Genomic DNA, 19260 nt, shown 5'->3' on the forward strand with positions numbered 1-19260 from the left:
GCTACACCTTCTTCCTTAAACAAGCAATATAAAAGCCATCTGTTGCAAAATAATGCGGTAAAATTTGTACTTGACCTTCATCAATATACGGACTTAACTTTTCTGGCATACGCTCTTTTATCGTAGTATCCCACTCAAACTCAGGATGCTCTTGTAAAAATCGTTCTATTACTTGTTCATTTTCTATTTTTTCAATTGTGCACGTACTATAAACAAGGCGACCACCTTGTTTTAATAACGGTGCGATTTTTTCTAGTATTGCAAGTTGGATCGTCGATAATCTTTCACTATCGCCTTTATCTTTACCTAACTTAATATCAGGCTTACGTCTAATTACACCAAATCCAGAACATGGGGCATCTACTAATATTTTATCAAACGTTTCATTTGCAAAATGTTCTTGCACTTTTCTAGCATCTAATGCCTTTGTTTCGACATTTCCTAGACCAAGTCGCTCTGCTTGTTGTTTAATTAAACGTACTTTGTGTGCATGTAAATCAAGGGACATGACTTGACCAGTTCCTTTTAATCGCTCTGCGATATGTGTTGTTTTTCCACCTGGAGCAGCACAACTATCAAGAACTACATCTCCCTCATCTGGTTCTAAGGCACGTGCTACCAGCATAGAACTTTCATCTTGAATAGAAAGAAAACCTTTTTTAAACGCATCTGTGTGCGCTACATTCCCTTTTTCAATTTGAATTGCATCATCTGATAAATCGCCACGCTTCGCTTCTATACCTTCACTAGCTAATAATGCAATTGCTTCTTCTACTGTTATTTTATCAACATTTACACGTGCTGTTGGTACAGGCGGTAACATGTTCACTTCACACATTTTCTCAGCAGTTTCTAAACCATATTCTGAAGTCCACTCTTGGACAAGCCAAATTGGATGACTTGTTGCAATTGCCAAACGTTCTACTGGATCTTTGATTTCATCTACAGAAGGTACACCTTCTCTTTGAATCGAACGTAATACACCGTTCACCATACCAGCAATTCCTTTATGCCCGCGACGCTTTGCAATCTCAACGGCTTCATGAATAGCCGCTCTTTCAGGCACTCGGTCTAAATAAATCATTTGATATAAAGATAAGCGAAGTAATACTCTTACCCACGCTTCAACTTTCTTTTTTAAAAAAGGCTGTAAATAATAATCTAATGTATCACGACGTTGGATTGTTCCATATACAATCTCAGTTAATAAACCAATATCTTTTCTATCAATTGTACTTTTTTCAATTAGATTATTTAAAAGTAAGTTACTGTATGCACCACTTTTTTCTACTTGAATTAAACCATCAAGAGCTAATTCACGAACATTTTGTCTCATGCATTTTCTCCTAACTTTGTTCCAATTTCAGGTTTTGTTCCACGTAAAAATTGTGAACAGCTCATACGCTTTTTACCAGAAGGTTGCAATTCTGTAATTTTAACACCCGTTTCATTACCAGTTGCTACAACGAAACCATCTTCTTCGATCGCAACAATCGTACCTGCTTCAGCTGATTTCGTTACAGGGACTTTTTCTCCCCACCATACTTTAACAACTTGTCCTGCTAAAGTTGTATAAGCAACTGGCCATGGATTCAATCCGCGAATGTGATTGTATACTTCTTCACCTGTTTTTGTCCAATCAATTTTCTCTTGCTCACGTTTTATATTATATGCAAACGTTACTTCTTCCTCGTTTTGTTTAATTGGTTCTAACTTACCTTGAATTAGTAAAGGTACTGTTTTAGATAGAAGATGTGCCCCTGCTTCACTTAACTTATCAAATAACGAACCTGTCGTTTCACGCTCTTCAATTTCCACTTCTACTTGCGTTAAAATATCACCAGCATCCAATTTTTCTACCATATACATAATTGTAATACCTGTTTTTTCTTTCCCTTCCATAATTGCATAATGGATTGGTGCACCGCCACGAAGTTCAGGAAGTAAAGAAGCGTGGACGTTAATACATCCATACTTCGGCGCTTCTAAAATTTCATTTGGTACAATTTGACCGAACGCAGCTGTTACAATTAAATCTGGCTCTAATGCCAATACTTTTTCATATTCGTCTTTTTCACGAATTCTTAACGGCTGTAACACCGGAATACCATGCTTTTCTGCTTCCACTTTAACAGGTGTAGGTGTTAATACTTTTTTTCTGCCTACCGGACGATCTGGTTGCGTAACAACACCTATTACATCATAGCCATCTTCAATAAGACGACGAAGCACCGGCACTGAAAAGTCCGGTGTTCCCATAAATACTACTTTTATCATTTAAAAACCGCTCCTTTTAATACCTATTCTAATTCATTTTCCTCATAATATCTTGTCACTTTCGATGTAAATAACACACCGTGTAAATGATCGATTTCATGTTGAATTGCACGCGCTAAAAACCCTTCTGCTTCTAGTAAAAATACTTTGCCTCGACGATTTTGCGCACGCACTTTAATATAATCCGCACGTTCCACTTCACCATAAAGTCCCGGGAAGCTTAAACAGCCTTCGGGACCTACTTGTTCACCACGTTTTTCTAATATCGATGGATTGATTAACTCAATTTTCCCAGTATCATCACCGATATCAACTACCGCCACTTGCAAGCTTACCCCTACTTGAGGCGCAGCTAAACCGACTCCGTCCGCAATTAACATTGTTTCATGCATATCTTTCAACAATTTCACTAACTTTTTATCAAAGTTAATTACTCTTTCACACGGTGTTTCTAACACTTCATTTGGATGCTTTACTATTTCTAAAACTGCCATATTTCCCTCCGCTACATTAACATTGTTGGATTAAAATCAATTGAGATTTGTAGCTCTTTTTGCATTTCTGCTTGATAATGTTCATTTACCATTTTGAGCACGTTCTTTAAGTTTGGTTCCCGTTTGTATTTTATCATGCATTGATAACGATATCTATCTTTTATCCTTGGAATTGCTGAAGCAACCGGTCCTAACACCATCGTTTGCTGCGAACAGTGCGTCCGTAAATGACCGACAATTTTTTCCGTCACTTGTACTGCTTTTAATAATTCCGGATGAGATACCGTCACAAGTACAACATAGTAATAAGGTGGGTATTGTCTCGTTCGCCTCATTTGCATTTCTTGATCAAAAAACACATCATATTGTTGGTTCTTTGCTAACTCTATACTATAATGTTCTGGCGTATACGTTTGAATTATAACTTCCCCTGGCAATTCATGTCGGCCTGCTCGTCCACTTACTTGCGTCAATAACTGATAAGTCTTTTCACTCGCCCGGAAATCAGGTAAATGAAGCATCGTATCAGCAGTTAAAACACCAACAAGCGTTACTTTCGGAAAATCTAACCCTTTTGCAATCATTTGTGTTCCAAGTAATATATCTGCTTTTTCTTCCCCGAACGCCTTTAATAATTTCTCATGCATCCCTTTACGACTCGTCGTATCTACATCCATTCGAATGACTCGTGCCTCTGGAAATAGTTTTGTAATTTCTTCTTCTACCTTTTGCGTACCTGTACCAAAGAAACGAATGTATGTACTTTGACAAGCAGGACACGCAGTCGGCATATTTTCTTCGTAACTGCAATAATGACATTTTAAACGATGATTCATTTTATGATATGTCAGCGAGATATCACAATGCGGACATTGTACAACGTACCCGCAATCACGGCACATAACAAATGTAGAATGACCTCTTCTATTTAAAAAGAGCACCATTTGTTCTTTCTTTTCTAACCGATCTGCTATTTTTTCATGCAGTGCCTTTGAAAACATGGAGCGATTCCCGTCACGAAGTTCTTCACGCATATCAACAATCTCTACTGCCGGTAAAGCTTGTTCGTTCATACGTTTTTCCATCGTCAGTAATTCATACACACCTTTTTTCGCTCTTGCAAACGATTCAAGCGTCGGTGTTGCACTACCAAGAACGATAGGGCATTTATGATATTGTCCTCTCCACACAGCTACATCCCTTGCATGATACCTCGGATTATCTTCTTGCTTGTAGCTCGATTCATGTTCCTCATCAATGATAATAATCCCTAAATTTTCAAAAGGAGCAAATACAGCTGAACGTGCACCAACTACGACTTTCACTTCTTTTCTTAAAATCTTACGCCATTCATCATATTTTTCTCCAACAGACAGCGCACTATGAAGAACTGCAACTTGTGAGCCAAATCTACCTTTAAAACGATCTACCATCTGAGGCGTTAGTGCAATTTCAGGAACAAGTACAATAGCTTCTTTTCCTTTCTCGAGCACCGCTGCTATAGATTGTAAATATACTTCTGTTTTTCCGCTTCCTGTAACACCATATAGTAAAAATGGATTGTAAGTTTCATTTGTAATTGATGATAAAATCGGTGTAATAACTTGCTTTTGTTCCTCAGTAAGTGGGAATGGTTTCGTTTGTTCAAAATCGTCATCGTCATACGGATTTCGGTACACTTCCACATACTTTTCTGAGAGTAGTCCCTTTTTAACAAGTGCTTTAATTGGAGCATCTGTTATTTGTAACTCTTCTGTTATTACTTTCAACGGTACACTTTTATAATTTTCCACAAAATAATAGAGGACATCTTGTTGTTTTTTACTTTTCAGTTCAAATGCTGCTAATTCTAATTTATCTTCTGGCAACTCCGGTTGAACGACTCTTTGTTTCTTCTTTTGTACCTTATCTTTTACTTGATAAACGACTTCAATCGTGCCATGTTTAATTTCTTGTTGAATCGTGCGGTATAGCTGTGGCTGCGTCTCAATCGCTTCCCAATCTATCGCTTCTTTGTCCTGAAATAAAAACAGTAGTTCAGGTGCTACTTCTTCTTGTTTACGAAGTTGTAGACGTTTTTTATATGTTGCTTTTATCGCCGTTGGAAGCATAACTTGAAAAGCTGAAATCATATAACATAACGTTTCACTTGTAAGCCAATACCCTAGCTTTAACAACTCTTCATTTAAAACGGGTGTTACATCTAAAATTTCATGAATTGTCTTTAACTTCTTACTTTCTACTTCAACCGAATCTTTAATCCCAATAATAAAACCTTGCAATTTCCTTGGGCCAAACGGAACTACTACACGCATGCCTGTCTGGACAATATCTTCCCATTTTTCAGGAATAATATAATCAAATGGTCGATCTGTCTGACGTGCAGGTACATCAACAATTACACTTGCAAATTTCATAGACGATCATCTTCTAACATTATTTCAATTTGCTTTAATATTTCACGAGCAACCTCTTTCTTCGTTAAAAGTGGCAACTCTATAACTTCTCCATCTTTTCTATACATTGTTACAATGTTCGTATCTGTACCAAATCCAGCTCCTTGCGCCTTTACATCGTTTGCAACAATCATATTCGCATTTTTCTCACGTAATTTTTTCGTTGCATATTCCTCTACGTTTGTCGTTTCAGCCGCAAAACCGATAAGTAACTGTTTGTCTTTCATCTCACCTAACGTTTTTAAAATATCTACTGTTCTCTCAAGTTCAATTACAGCATCGCCATTTTTCTTTTTCATTTTATTATCATGAACATATTTCGGACGATAATCTGCAACCGCTGCTGTTTTAATGACAACATCTACGTCTTCATAATGTTGAATAACCGCCTCTAACATATCTTGTGCAGATTCCACTTGCACCGTAGTTACATGTAATGGTGGATGTAATGCTGTCGGTCCCGAAACGAGTATAACATCAGCGCCTAAGTTCGCTGCCACTTCCGCAATCGCGTATCCCATTTTTCCAGAAGAAAAATTAGTCATAAAACGGACTGGATCAATCTTTTCACGAGTTGGGCCAGCAGTTATTAATATTCTTTTTCCTTGTAGTGGTTTTTGCTCTGAAAAAGCCTCTTCTAACCGTGCAATAATCGCTTCAGGTTCTTCTAATCTTCCCTTCGCTACATAACCACACGCTAAAAAACCTTCTCCAGGCTCAATAAATGTATATCCTAACGTTTTTAACGTCATCATATTTTTTTGAACAATTTTATTTTCATACATATGCACATTCATAGCAGGTGCAATCCACACTGGGGCTGTAGTAGCTAACAAAGTAGTTGTAATCATATCATCTGCAATACCGTTAGCTAACTTTCCAATACAATTGGCTGTAGCAGGTGCAACAAGTACAACATCTGCCCAATCTGCTAAATCGATATGAGCAATAACAGCTGAGTCTTTCTCATCGAATGTATCCGTATATACATCATGGCGAGAAAGCGCCTGGAATGTAAGAGGTGTAACAAACTTCATTGCCGACTCACTCATCATTACTTTTACAATAGCACCAGATTGTGTCAATTTACTCGTTAACGCAGCCGCTTTAAAGACCGCAATGCCTCCTGTTACACATAAAAGTATCTTTTTCCCTTTTAGCATATGGCTCGTCCTCTTTCTTTTTCAAACTTATAATACTGAAACAAGATTATCAGCTCATCAGTATCAATATTTCTTCCCTACCGTAAAAAAATAACAACCTACTTGTAAATAGGTTGTTACCGTTACATAGAAAATTATAAAGTCTATGTTTTAAATTGTCGAAGACAAAGTCTTATTCAGTTACTTTATCTTCACTTGGTACGTAGCTTAACGCTTCCATATCGATTTCTTCTAATGCTTTACCTACACATTTATGAGAAACTGGTTTTTCTACAACACAGTTATTAGCAAGTTGCATTTCGCGCGCACGTTTTGCAGCCACTGTTACAAGTGTATATTTAGAATCGATTTTTGTTAATAATGAATCAATTGATGGATTTAACATAATTATAGACCCTCCGTCATTTCTTTATAATATTTTGCTACTCTTTCGCGGCGGCAATGTTCGCCAACCACAATTGCTTTAATTCTTTCACAAGCTAGTTCAACTTGGTCGTTTTCTACAACGTAGTCGTAAGCGTCCATCATATCAATTTCTTCTTTCGCTACCGTTAAACGATTTTCAATAACATCTTCAGTTTCTGTACCACGACCGACAATTCGGTTCTTTAGTTCAGATAAACTTGGAGGTGCTAAGAAAATAAATACACCTTCTGGGAAAGCTTTCTTAACTTGAATTGCTCCTTGCACTTCAATTTCTAAGAATACATCTTTTCCTTCTTGTAATGTTTTTTCAACATAGTCAATTGGTGTTCCGTAATAATTACCTACGAACTCAGCCCACTCAAGTAATTTTTCATTACGAATCATTTCCTCAAATTCTTCTCTCTCTTTAAAGAAATAATCCACACCATCCACTTCACCTTCACGTGGCTTACGTGTCGTTACTGAAATGGAGTACTGAAAACGTGTATCCTCATGACTAAACAGCTCTTTTCGAACCGTTCCTTTACCAACCCCAGAAGGTCCTGAAAGAACGATGAGCAATCCTCTTCTACTTCTCATAAATATGTAAAACCTACCCTTCCTCACTTAACTCTTCTTTATTATTCAAACGATGTGCAATCGTCTCTGGCTGAATTGGACTTAATACAACATGCCCATCATCCATAACAATAACCGCCCTTGTTTTTCTCCCATACGTAGCATCAAGCAAAGCATTATGTTCGCGTGCTTCCTGTACTGTTCGTTTAATAGGAGCTGACTCCGGACTTACAATAGCAATAATTCGATGAGCAGATACAATATTTCCGTATCCAATATTTAAAAACCGCATGGCCATAGTTTGCGCCTCCTAGTAAGTCTATCCGATTTCTCCACCACGTATAACTTTATATATTTTTTGAAAGCTACTCAATATTTTGTACTTGTTCACGAATTTTTTCAAGGTTATTTTTCATTTCTACAACATATTTTGAAATTGTTAAGTCATTTGCCTTAGAACCAATCGTATTAATTTCTCTATGCATCTCTTGCACGATGAAATCCATTTTCCTTCCAACAGGCTCTTCAATCTGCAGTGTTTCACGGAATTGTTCTAAATGACTTTGCAAACGAACTAACTCTTCATGAATATCACAACGCTCAGCAAAAATTGCAACTTCTGTTAGCAATCTTTGTTCATCTAGATCTTGATTATGTAATTCCTTTAAGCGATTTTCTAATCGTTCACGATATTTTTGTGTAACAATTGGTGCATGCGGAATAATAGCATTTACACAATTATGAATCTCTTGTAAGCGATACGCTATATCTTTATGTAATCGTTCTCCTTCGCCATCTCTCATCGTTTTTAACATATGAGCAGCTTGGCGAACAGCCTCATATAAACTGTTCTCAAATTGTTCATTTACGTTTTCTACCTCTTCAATCGCTGTTACTTCTGGCATTGCCATTAATTGCTCGAGTGTAATAGAATCTTGTAATTGAAATTTTCCTTTTATATCTTCCATAATCGATTGGTACTGCTCAAGAAGCGACCAATTCACACTTAATTTTCTTTCAACAAGCCCTTCACCCGCTATACTAATAGACACTTCAATACGTCCACGGCGAACTTGCTGTGCAATTATTTTACGAATTTTGTCTTCAAATACCGTCATTTGCTTCGGTAGTCGAATACTCATCTCTAGAAAACGGTGGTTCACCGATTTCATTTCTACTGTAATTTGAAAAGTATCACTCTCTACTTTCGATCTTCCAAATCCTGTCATACTACAAATCATTTTTTATCACATCCAAGCCATGAAATAACTCAATGAAAAAGGTAATAGAGACAAGGCTCTACTACCTTCTGTAAATTATATCACATTTTCATATCATTGACTATTTCAAGTTTAATCCCTTCTTATATAATATTGGCTTTTCCTTCTTCCCCTTTTTCCCTGTTAATAAAGAGCCTACTAATAAGAAGGTCGGAATTGACGATAAACCTCCAATTAACAACCAATCTCTCGCTTGTATTGGCATCGTGCTAAAAATCGGTTGTAACGGTGGATAATATATAACGACTAGCATGAGTAGTAATGAAATGATAACCGCTCCTACTAAATACACATTTCCAAACGGGTTGCGGTGGAAAACAGAATGCTCACTTCGGCAATCAAATACATGAATCAGCTGAGCAAGTACCAATGTTGCAAACGCTACAGTTTGTGCATATTTCAGTTCATTTGGATGTTGATTATACGCAATAATAAATGCTACTAGCGTCACTGCCCCAATTAGAAAGCCACGACTTATAATTTTCCAGGCAAGCCCTCTAGCAAATACCCCTTCTTTCGGATGACGCGGTGTTCTTTTCATCACGTCTCCCTCGGCCTTATCCAAACCTAACGCCATCGCCGGTAAACCGTCAGTAACTAAATTCACCCATAAAATTTGAATTGGAACCATCGGCAGCGGTAGTGCAAGTAACATGGCAAATAACATGACCAAAATTTCTCCAACGTTCGATGCTAATAAATAACGAATAAACTTACGTATGTTCTCGTATATATTTCTACCTTCTTTAATTGCTGATTTTATCGTAGCGAAATTATCGTCCAGCAATACGAGAGATGAAGCTTCTTTTGCAACATCTGTCCCTGTAATTCCCATCGCTATCCCAATATCCGCAGTTTTTATAGCTGGAGCATCGTTTACTCCATCACCTGTCATCGCCACTATATGTCCTTTATTTTGCAACGCCTTAACAATTTTTAATTTATGTTCTGGTGATACACGAGCAAATACATACGTATCTTCTACAACATTTTCTAATTCTTCTACATCCATAGTTGCGAGTTCTATCCCTTCAACAACGCGTCCACCTGGTGGTAAAATGCTTAATTGTTCTGCAATCGCCATTGCAGTCACTTTATGATCCCCTGTAATCATCACTGTTCGAATACCAGCTTCTCTGCACTCTTTTACTGCCTGCTCTACTTCTGGTCTTGGCGGATCAATCATACCTTGTATCCCAACTAACATAAAATCCTTTTCAACGTCTCTTTCATGTTCGGTAGAATCAGTTACTTTTAATGGCTTAAATGCAACTGCAATTGTTCGCAGCGCTTGACTACCTAAACTATGAATAGCCGCCTGTACTTCTTTTCTATACAACTCACTTAATGGTTGCTGCTTATCTCCCCATAAAATCGTTTGACTCATTTGCAGAAGGACATCTGGTGCTCCCTTCGTAACGACAAACTTTTTCCCCTCTCGATCTCGTACAATAACACTCATCATTTTTCGAGTTGAATCAAACGGAAATTCACGAATAATTTCAAATTTCCCTTTCAGCGCCTCACGCGTTATCCCCGCTTTCATTGCTGCAGCTACAAGCGCCCCCTCAGTTGGATCTCCATCTAATACATACGCCTTTTTCTTTTGAATAATATTTGCGTTATTACATAGCGAACCAAATGTAAGTAGTTGATAAAGTGATTTCGTCTTAGCTGGATTAATTTCTTTTTCACCTTTCATAAAAGAGCCATTAGGTTCATACCCTTGGCCTGTCACTTTCCACAATTCTCCACCTGACCACATATGTGTTACCATCATTTTGTTTTGCGTCATCGTTCCTGTTTTATCAGAGCATATGACAGAAGCACAGCCTAACGTTTCTACTGCTGGTAACTTCCTTACAATTGCTCTCTTTTTTATCATACGCTGTACACCAAGCGATAAAGCTACTGTAACGATTGCTGGTAACCCTTCTGGAATAGCAGCAACAGCTAGCGACACGCCAGCTAAAAACATATGATATACTTCATTCCCTTGATACACACCAGCTAACACGACAAGCGCTGTCAAAATAAGAGCCACAATAATTAATATTTTTCCAAGTTGCTCTAATCTTCTTTGCAATGGTGTTTCCATTTGCTCTGCATTTTGCAACATATTTGCAATTTGGCCCATCGCTGTATTCATACCCGTTGCTACAACGACTCCTGTTCCAGACCCTCGTGTAATCATCGTACCCATAAAAGCCATATTTTTTTGATCACCAATTGAAACATCTTGCCCTTGCAACGCTTCTACTTTCTTCTGCACTGGAACTGACTCTCCTGTTAAAGCTGATTCTTCAATATATAAACTCGACGCCTCAACAAGACGTACATCAGCTCCAATACGATCGCCACTAGAAAATTTAATAACATCACCTAAAACGAGTGCTTTAGACGGTGCCTTTACCCACTTTCCATTTCGCAGTACAGTTACTTGCGGGGCGGCTAGCTCTTTTAAAGCTTCCAATGACTTTTCAGCCTTTCTTTCTTGAAAAAATCCGAGAATACCATTGATAATAACAATTGCCACAATCGCAATAGAATCAATGTATTCCCCTAAAAAAGCCGAAACGATTGTTGCACCAAACAAAACAAGCACCATAAAATCTTTAAATTGCGCCAAAAATACCATTAGTGCAGAAGGCCTCTTTGCTTCATCTAGTTCATTTGTACCAAATTTTTTAATTCGCCCTTCTGCTTCTTTCTCTGTAAGTCCAACCTTCACATTCGTATTCGTTCTTTCTTCCACTTCATGTGCACGCATTCCATACCAGTTCATCCTGCTATCGACCTCCTGATTCCAGACATACTCTATTGAAAGCTTATTCAGCCTCGTCCAAAAAAATGCTATAATTAACTTTTAGTTAGAAAGGAGTGTTCATTTATGGCATTCGATGGATTATTTACAAGAGCGATTACACATGAAATTGCAAATTCTCTTTACACGGGAAGAATTTCAAAAATATATCAACCTTCAAAATACGAGATTTTATTACATATTCGAGCAAACGGAAAAAATCAAAAACTGATTCTTTCCGCTCATCCGACATATGCACGTTTACACTTAACAAATCAAAATTATGATTCACCTGCACTTCCGCCAATGTTCTGTATGCTTCTTCGTAAGCATTTAGAAGGTGGATTCATTGAAAAAATTGAACAAATTGATTTAGAGCGTATTATTCAAATTACCGTTCGTAGCAGAAATGAAATTGGTGATGAATCGCTAAAAACATTAGTAATTGAAATTATGGGACGACATAGTAACATCATTTTAGTAGACACAAAAACAAACAATATTTTAGATAGCTTAAAACACGTTTCCTTAGCAGTAAACCGACATCGAACTGTATACGCTGGAGCTGAATATATTGCACCACCAGCACAACATAAAATTAACCCACTTCAGATCGAAACAAATGATGAATTTATTAGACCGCTGGACTTTCTATCTGGAAACATGGATAAACAGCTAGTCGGAACCTTTACCGGAATATCACCGTTATTCGCAAAAGAAGTAGTGAAAAAAGCAGGTATGGTAAATGAAAAAGCATTAGCTGACGCATTTTTCTCCATACAAAAACCATTATTAACTCATACATATTCACCAACAATGACTACTTCAAATGGGAAAGAATTCTTTTATCTTTTCCCTCTTGCACACTTAGCTGGAGAAGACAAGACATTCTCATCTGTTAGTGAATTGCTAGACCGTTTCTTTTTTGGAAAAGCAGAGCGTGACCGTGTAAAACAACAAGCTCATGATTTAGAGCGCTTTATGCAAAACGAAAAAAATAAAAATGAGAAAAAACTCATTAAACTAGAAAAAACATTACAAGATGCTGGAAAAGCAGATAAATATCAACTATTTGGAGAACTACTTACAGCCAATATGTACGCTTTGAAAAAAGGCGATAAAGATATTGAAGTCGTTAACTATTATGATGAAAATGGCGGAACTGTAAAGATCGCATTAGATCCTTTAAAAACGCCATCTGAAAATGCACAACGCTATTTCCAAAAGTACCAAAAAGCGAAAAATTCCGTTGTTGTTGTAGAAGAACAAATCGAAAAAACAAAGGAAGAAATTCTTTATTTTGATAGCTTACTTCAACAAATGGAAGCTGCTTCTTCAAAAGATATTGAAGAAATTCGTGAGGAATTAGCTGAAGAAGGTTATATGCGCAATCGTAAAACGAAAAACGGAAAGAAAAAGCCTACTAAACCAGTATTAGATAAATATGTAGCAAGTGATGGCACAGAGATTTTCGTCGGTAAAAACAATAAACAAAATGATTATTTAACAACGAAATTTGCCCGTCGTGATGAAATTTGGTTACATACGAAAGATATACCTGGTTCTCACGTTGTCATTCGTTCTTTAGAACCTGCTGAAGAAACTTTACTAGAAGCTGCCAAAATTGCTGCTTATTACAGTAAAGCAAAAGAGTCTAGTTCTGTACCTGTTGATTTCACCAAAATACGCCATGTGAAAAAACCGAGTGGTGCAAAACTTGGTTTTGTTACGTACGACAATCAGCAAACTGTTTATGTAACACCCGATGCTGATACTGTAATGAAATTAAAAGCTTAAATAAAAAAATGCGTTGCTTATAAGCAGCGCATTTTTTTATTCGTTCCAACTAGTTCATATACCCATTCACTAATTCATAACATCTTTCTTTTGTCATCTTGTATTTCTCTTCTGAAGCATCTATACGTCTCATCGTCCCGTTATTTGTATCAGTACCAATTGCTTTAACCTTACTTTCCTTTTCTTTAACCCACGCAATTTGTTTCGTTTTTAATGACTGAAATGCATCAGGGGACATCGTATTTTTTAATGTACTGTAAATTTCATTTAGTTTATTATCCCACAGTTCATAATTTCCTTCTATTTCATTTACTATGTCATTTGTTGACATGACATTTGTATGTTTTTCTTGGTTTTCTAGAGCCGCTAACTCATTTAAAACTTTAGTTTTACCTACTGCTGACGAAGTTTCTTTTTTAGTCTGCTTCTCTTCTTTAGAAATAGCATGCGTACTCATGCTATTTTCCTTAATGTTTTCGTGTTCTTGACTATTATTTTCTTTCGTTTCTTTTTCCTGCTTTTGCTCATCTAAATCATATGTAATAACCGATGTTTTTGCATCTACAGCAATTAATCTAGCATTTTCTTTAAAAATATATTTTTTGTCACCACTGTTCTCCTCTTTAACAAAATCGACATTCTTAAAGCCTCGAATTTTCAGAAACTCACTAGCTTCTTCCTTCGTAAGTTTTAAATCTCTCGGTGTATGCGATGACCATTTATCCATTAACCATTTTCCATCTTTATAAACGAAAATAAATTCCCATATCTCTGCTTCATTTCCCATATCATTTGAAGGTATAATCGTTTCAATCGTTAAATTTTTATCTTTCTGTGTATACGTTAATCTCATTTCTGGTTCAATATTAATAGGGAATGGCAACATATCTGTCTCTCTAGATCTATTAAATGTTTCAAGCGAATTAGGAAGCTGGTTCTCTACAAATTTTTCTGTAACCAATCCCTTAACTCCTTTTTTCGCTGTCGCCAAATCTCCTGGATTATTTCGACTCCATCCATTTTCTTTTTCCATCTCACTAAATGCATTTGCTATTGCATCTACACTCTTTCTTACAATCTTTTTCGCTTCTTTTTCTGTCACTTCTGGGGCTTCATCAAGCTGTTCAATCGTTTCATTTGCTTGAACTTTGATTTCACTTTTTTCACACCCTGTTACAACTAGCATACTAGCAGCGAAGCAAAATGACATGACTTTACTTAATTTCTTCATATACTCACATTCCTTATTCCTATTTATTCGTTACGCACCTTTATCTACAAGAAAACATAACGACCTCTTATTATACCAATTATCACCATTTATTTATACAAAAAATATAATATTAGAATTGAAAGATTATAATATGCAAGTTTACATTACTGTATAAATTTTTGACATCCTCATTTTATATTTGTCTAGTTTTTTTGACACAAAACTACCGCTTCTCTTTTATTGTCAATAAGTATATTGGCACAAGTTTTGCTTTATTAAATATAAAAAGGAGGCATTAAAATGAATATAAGAATAACTAATATCCAAAAACAACTACATAAGTACGGAATTGACGGGTTACTTATTACAAAAAAAGAAAACCGCCAATATGCAACAGGCTTTACAGGTAGTGCTGGCGTCGTCTTAATCTCTACCGATCGAGCTGTTTTTATAACAGATTTCCGCTATGTAGATCAAGCAAAATCACAAATAAAAGATGCTGAAATTATTATGCATAAAGGAAATTTAGAGGAAGAAGTTGCAAATCAAGTATCAAAATTAAACATTCAAAAACTCGGAATTGAAGAAAACAACATGACATTGCAACAATATAAAAACTTGCAAAAGTACGTACAGGCGGAAATGATTCAAGTGTGCGAAATTATCGAAAATATTCGTATCATTAAAGACACGCCTGAAATAGAAATAATGAAAATTGCAGCTAATATTGCGGACGAAGCATTTCACCACATTCTTACGTTTCTAAAACCAGGAATAAGTGAAAATACTGTACGAGATGAATTAGAGTTTTTCATGCGAAAAAAAGGTGCTGCATCTTCATCATTTCAAATTATTGTAGCTTCTGGTGTTCGTTCTTCCCTTCCACATGGAGTTGCATCAAATAAAATAATTGAACGAGGCGACATCGTTACATTAGATTTCGGTGCACTTTACGACGGATATTGTTCCGATATAACACGTACTGTAGTAATCGGGGAACCATCAGAAGAATTCAAAAAGATATACAATATTGTACTTGAAGCATTAAAACGCGGGACTGAAGCGATTAAACCTGGAGAAACTGCAAAACGTATCGATGATATAACGAGAAACTACATTACTGAACATGGATACGGTCAATATTTTGGACATTCTACTGGTCATGGTCTTGGATTAGAAATTCACGAACCTCTCCGCCTATCCCAAGAAAGTAAGGCTACTTTAGAAGAGGGTATGGTCGTTACAGTTGAACCAGGTATTTACATACCGAACTGGGGCGGTTGTAGAATTGAAGATGATATTGTCATTACAAAAGACGGATATGAAGTTATTACAAAATCAAATAGAGAACTAATTATAATCCCTTGTTAATATTTTGAAATTTTCAACTTGATTTTTTCTCTACACATAGAATTCCCTCTCTGGAGTATTCATTTAAAAAGGGGGAATTGTAATTGAACTTTGTAATCGATAAAATAGACGGTTTACATCCTGAATTTTCCAAATTAGTTTCCATGATGAATTACGCTCGCTATACAACAATGCAAGCAGTGGAAGATTTAACAATGGAAGAACTTGATTATTTATATGATGAGGAAGCAAATTCAATCGGCATGCTATTATATCACATGGCTGCTGTTGAATTTTACTACCAGATTCATACTTTTGAAGACCGCGAACCAACGGAGGCCGAACTAGAAAGATGGTTACCTGGCCTCGAGTTAGAAGCTCTTGGACGTGAGGAAATAAAAGGAAAATCTATAGAATTTTATATTGATACATTACAAGAAGTACGTTCCAAAACAATTGAAACATTCCAATCGTTACCTGATGAATGGCTGTTTAAAACGACAGACTTTTGGTATGACAAACAAGCAAATAACTATTTTAAGTGGTTTCACGTATTTGAAGATGAAATCAATCATCGCGGACAAATTCGTTTAATTAAGAAGATGCAAAAAGCTCATTCAATAAAGTAAGGAAGTGCCACCAGATAAGGTGGCACTTTCTTCTATTCATTAACGAATAGCTTTTCATTTACTGTTTTAGTGACTACCGCTACCAACATTAAAATGCAAATTAAATATAGCAATTTCGCAATAAATAACCACCCTTGAAACATTACAATTCCATCTATTATCTCATTTCCCTTCAGTAACAAAAACGGAATCGTACTAATTATCATGACAAACTCAATACTGAATACAATTTTCTTTTTTCGGCTATATGCTTTCCACTCATCCCAGCGATACATAGGAGCAAAAATCAATACTCCTATACATAATATAACTGGTACCCATTCACTTTTTAAAAATTGCCCTGAAATAACTGATAATAGTAAACAAACGAGCACACCATAATAACCTATTTTCTCTCTCATTCGTACTCCCCCATTCTACTTCTCCTTTAATATGTAACTTGCTATGCTTATAACAATTCTTAGAAAAATAACTACTACAATTACAATATAAAGACTTTTTGCAGACGACATCCATTCTTGAAAAATAGACATTTTCTCCATTTGTTTCTGACCCTCTATTAAAATAACTCCTACGAATAATGAACAAACAACGATGATACCTATCATAATTCCAATACTTTTCTTGCTATATTGTTTCATATCATCCCAGTTATATAAAAGTATAAGTACAAACCCAAAAACAGGTATAATACTGATCCATTCATTGCTTGTAAACAAATTTAAAATGATTAATAGACTACAAGAGAGAATAAAGCCCCAAAACCCAATTATTTTGCGCATAAGCCCTCCTTTAATTCCATTTTTAGGATTAATTGTATTTTAACATCCATTTATCATTCTTACCATTACAGTACATGAAATTTCACTTTTTCTTTTTCCTATACTCACATACTTACCCTACTTTCATACAATAAACTACACGAATGCCTAAAGGATGTGAATGTTATGGTAGTTGAATTAACGCTATTACACGCTCTCTATGTTATTTGTTTACTCACCATTATTACCTTTTTTATTTTCCGAAAGGATACGACGATTATTTGTATCGTTTTCATCTTTTTATTAGCATTAACTGCTACAAGTTCTATCCCTCTTGCCGTTAGCGGCATTTTTCAAAGTTTTATTTACGCTATTACTGAGCTATTACCAACTATATTAATCATTTCCATTATCGTATCCATGAGCAATTTACTCGTTCATACTGGCATAAATGATACAATGATTTCACCATTTACAAAGATGATTCGTACCCCTACCCTCGCCTACTGGATTATCGGTCTTTTGATGATGACAATTTCTTTCTTCTTTTGGCCTTCTCCAGCTGTTGCCTTAATGGGAGCTATTTTATTACCGGTTGCTGTACGTGTCGGCCTTCCGCCAATTGGAGTGGCAATTGCTATGAACTTATTCGGTCATGGGATTGCTTTATCCGGCGACTTCGTTATACAAGGCGCACCAAAATTAACCGCAGACGCTGCTGGTCTTCCTGTTTCTAGCGTTGTTTCTGCAAGTGTTCCACTCGTTATCGTTATGGGCATTGTGACAACTTCCGTCGCTTTTTTCTTCTTACGAAAAGAATTTCATACAGGCTTATCTATACAAGAGTCTATTTCATCAACTGCGTCTTCTAAAACGCTCACTTCATTATCTACTCGGACAAAAAAATGGCTCGCTATTTGTATTCCGATCGTATATGCCATCGATATCCTTTGCATGATTCAATTTAAACTACAAGGAAGCGACGCAACTGCACTTATCGGCGGAACAACTGTTATTATGATTATCATCATTTCTCTCATCGCCTACAAAGGTAATGGACTGAATAAAACGACCGATTACTTTATAGAAGGGCTCCAATTTGGCTTTAAAATTTTCGGACCAGTTATTCCTATCGCTGCACTCTTTTATTTAGGAGATAGTGGCTTTGTGAAAATTATCGGGGACTATTTACCGAAAGGTTCACACGGAATCATTAACGACTTAGGCATCGCTTTATCTCAAACTGTTCCTTTAAATCAATATGTATCGGCAGGGACATTAACTATCGTTGGTGTCATTACCGGCTTAGATGGATCAGGTTTTTCAGGTATATCACTTGCTGGTTCCATTGCCAATCTTTTCGGAACAGCACTTGGCCATGGAACAGCTACATTAACAGCACTCGGGCAAATTTCAGCTATATGGACCGGGGGCGGGACGTTAATTCCTTGGGCACTTATTCCTGCCGCTGCGATTTGTAAAGTCGATCCATTTGAACTTGCACGTCGAAACTTTTTACCAGTTATGATTGGCTTAATTGTCACCACGATCGTTGCGATGTTTATTCTATAGCGTAAGCAAGTGTTCTCTTGCTTACGTTTTTTGCTTGTAAAATTCATCATGAATGATCAGTTTTCAAGAGGGATTCGTTATTACTTAGCGAAATTATATTAGGAGAGTAATTATTTCAAAACGTTTATAAGAAACAGACTACTGCAATTAGAAAAGGGGACATACCTATGAATGAATTGATTTTCGTCTTATTAATTTGTCCGTTATTTATCTTTATCGTATCTGTTATTGGAACACGCAAAACGAAAACGTATTACGTAATGCCGATTGTAACGTTTGCTAGTTTTTTAATAATAGGTGTTATCGCCTTTACTCCAAAATTTTTCTTTTGGGTTGGCATGTACAGCATCTTCTCATTTATTGTTTCTTATATGACGCTATTATTTGTGAAAGGATATGAGGTTGCTGAAAACGCTAAATAGTTGTTAGCAAGGAGACAGGAATATGATTTTCTTTGATATTGATGGAACTTCACATGAAG

18 protein-coding genes are annotated in these 19260 nt (G+C 36.3%); 5 read left to right on the plus strand and 13 right to left on the minus strand.

Going from position 1 to position 19260, the window contains the following annotated elements:
- Nucleotide 1: 1 nt before the first annotated feature.
- From rsmB to PDQ40_RS10185, 10 genes are all read right to left on the minus strand, one after another.
- Nucleotides 2–1336, minus strand: coding sequence for a 16S rRNA (cytosine(967)-C(5))-methyltransferase RsmB (gene rsmB / locus PDQ40_RS10140; RefSeq protein ID WP_001249672.1), 1335 nt, complete (start codon nt 1334–1336; stop codon nt 2–4).
- Nucleotides 1333–2277, minus strand: coding sequence for a methionyl-tRNA formyltransferase (gene fmt, locus PDQ40_RS10145; RefSeq protein ID WP_000598790.1), 945 nt, complete (start codon nt 2275–2277; stop codon nt 1333–1335). Before fmt ends, rsmB begins: the two co-directional genes overlap by 4 nt.
- Before the next feature lie 23 nt (nt 2278–2300).
- The gene (def, locus tag PDQ40_RS10150) at nt 2301–2771 is read right to left on the minus strand and encodes a peptide deformylase (protein WP_000279468.1); all 471 of its coding nucleotides are present in this window, start codon (nt 2769–2771) and stop codon (nt 2301–2303) included.
- An 11-nt stretch (nt 2772–2782) separates the two neighbouring features.
- The gene (priA, locus tag PDQ40_RS10155) at nt 2783–5188 is read right to left on the minus strand and encodes a primosomal protein N' (protein WP_000666699.1); all 2406 of its coding nucleotides are present in this window, start codon (nt 5186–5188) and stop codon (nt 2783–2785) included.
- Nucleotides 5185–6390, minus strand: a complete 1206-nt coding sequence (gene coaBC / locus PDQ40_RS10160; RefSeq protein WP_000911757.1) for a bifunctional phosphopantothenoylcysteine decarboxylase/phosphopantothenate--cysteine ligase CoaBC — start codon at nt 6388–6390, stop codon at nt 5185–5187. Before coaBC ends, priA begins: the two co-directional genes overlap by 4 nt.
- A 172-nt stretch (nt 6391–6562) precedes the next feature.
- Nucleotides 6563–6775: a DNA-directed RNA polymerase subunit omega gene (gene rpoZ, locus PDQ40_RS10165; protein ID WP_000933970.1), complete on the minus strand. Its 213-nt coding sequence runs from the start codon at nt 6773–6775 to the stop codon at nt 6563–6565.
- Nucleotides 6776–6777: 2 nt separating this feature from the next.
- Complete coding sequence (gmk, locus tag PDQ40_RS10170) at nt 6778–7395, minus strand: guanylate kinase (protein ID WP_001257738.1); 618 nt, start codon at nt 7393–7395, stop codon at nt 6778–6780.
- 13 nt (nt 7396–7408) lie between these two features.
- On the minus strand, nt 7409–7672 hold the full coding sequence (remA, locus tag PDQ40_RS10175) for an extracellular matrix/biofilm regulator RemA (RefSeq protein ID WP_001251458.1): 264 nt from the start codon (nt 7670–7672) through the stop codon (nt 7409–7411).
- 67 nt (nt 7673–7739) lie between these two features.
- The gene (locus PDQ40_RS10180) at nt 7740–8615 is read right to left on the minus strand and encodes a YicC/YloC family endoribonuclease (RefSeq protein ID WP_000564125.1); all 876 of its coding nucleotides are present in this window, start codon (nt 8613–8615) and stop codon (nt 7740–7742) included.
- 100 nt (nt 8616–8715) lie between these two features.
- A complete protein-coding gene (locus PDQ40_RS10185) occupies nt 8716–11439 on the minus strand; it encodes a calcium-translocating P-type ATPase, SERCA-type (RefSeq protein ID WP_001104747.1) in 2724 nt (907 codons plus the stop codon).
- Between the two features lie 105 nt (nt 11440–11544).
- Here PDQ40_RS10185 and PDQ40_RS10190 point away from each other — a divergent pair, with 105 nt between their 5' ends.
- Nucleotides 11545–13254 carry an Rqc2 family fibronectin-binding protein gene (locus PDQ40_RS10190; protein ID WP_000863254.1) on the plus strand — a complete coding sequence of 570 codons (1710 nt, stop codon included), beginning with the start codon at nt 11545–11547 and terminating at the stop codon, nt 13252–13254.
- Between the two features lie 49 nt (nt 13255–13303).
- On the opposite strand, the gene PDQ40_RS10195 is transcribed toward PDQ40_RS10190, so the two are convergent.
- Nucleotides 13304–14485 (minus strand): lysozyme inhibitor LprI family protein, encoded by a 1182-nt coding sequence (locus PDQ40_RS10195; protein ID WP_000736514.1) that lies wholly within the window; start codon nt 14483–14485, stop codon nt 13304–13306.
- Nucleotides 14486–14767: 282 nt separating this feature from the next.
- Between PDQ40_RS10195 and PDQ40_RS10200 the strand changes: the two genes are divergently transcribed.
- Together PDQ40_RS10200 and PDQ40_RS10205 are read left to right on the plus strand one after the other, a co-directional pair.
- Nucleotides 14768–15838 (plus strand): M24 family metallopeptidase, encoded by a 1071-nt coding sequence (locus PDQ40_RS10200; RefSeq protein WP_001026204.1) that lies wholly within the window; start codon nt 14768–14770, stop codon nt 15836–15838.
- 83 nt (nt 15839–15921) lie between these two features.
- Complete coding sequence (locus tag PDQ40_RS10205; protein ID WP_001012017.1) at nt 15922–16446, plus strand: DinB family protein; 525 nt, start codon at nt 15922–15924, stop codon at nt 16444–16446.
- Nucleotides 16447–16478: 32 nt separating this feature from the next.
- On the opposite strand, the gene PDQ40_RS10210 is transcribed toward PDQ40_RS10205, so the two are convergent.
- Together PDQ40_RS10210 and PDQ40_RS10215 are read right to left on the minus strand one after the other, a co-directional pair.
- Nucleotides 16479–16847 carry a YoqO family protein gene (locus tag PDQ40_RS10210; RefSeq protein ID WP_001208264.1) on the minus strand — a complete coding sequence of 123 codons (369 nt, stop codon included), beginning with the start codon at nt 16845–16847 and terminating at the stop codon, nt 16479–16481.
- A 15-nt stretch (nt 16848–16862) separates the two neighbouring features.
- Nucleotides 16863–17228, minus strand: a complete 366-nt coding sequence (locus tag PDQ40_RS10215) for a YoqO family protein (protein WP_001226107.1) — start codon at nt 17226–17228, stop codon at nt 16863–16865.
- Between the two features lie 165 nt (nt 17229–17393).
- On the opposite strand from PDQ40_RS10215, the gene PDQ40_RS10220 reads away from it, so the two are divergent.
- Together PDQ40_RS10220 and PDQ40_RS10225 are read left to right on the plus strand one after the other, a co-directional pair.
- The gene (locus tag PDQ40_RS10220) at nt 17394–18779 is read left to right on the plus strand and encodes a hypothetical protein (RefSeq protein WP_000259857.1); all 1386 of its coding nucleotides are present in this window, start codon (nt 17394–17396) and stop codon (nt 18777–18779) included.
- Between the two features lie 167 nt (nt 18780–18946).
- Nucleotides 18947–19201, plus strand: a complete 255-nt coding sequence (locus PDQ40_RS10225) for a YbeF family protein (RefSeq protein ID WP_001003915.1) — start codon at nt 18947–18949, stop codon at nt 19199–19201.
- Nucleotides 19202–19260 lie beyond the last annotated feature (59 nt).

The organism is Bacillus cereus group sp. Bc061 (assembly GCF_027715825.1).
Taxonomy (GTDB): domain Bacteria; phylum Bacillota; class Bacilli; order Bacillales; family Bacillaceae_G; genus Bacillus_A; species Bacillus_A paranthracis.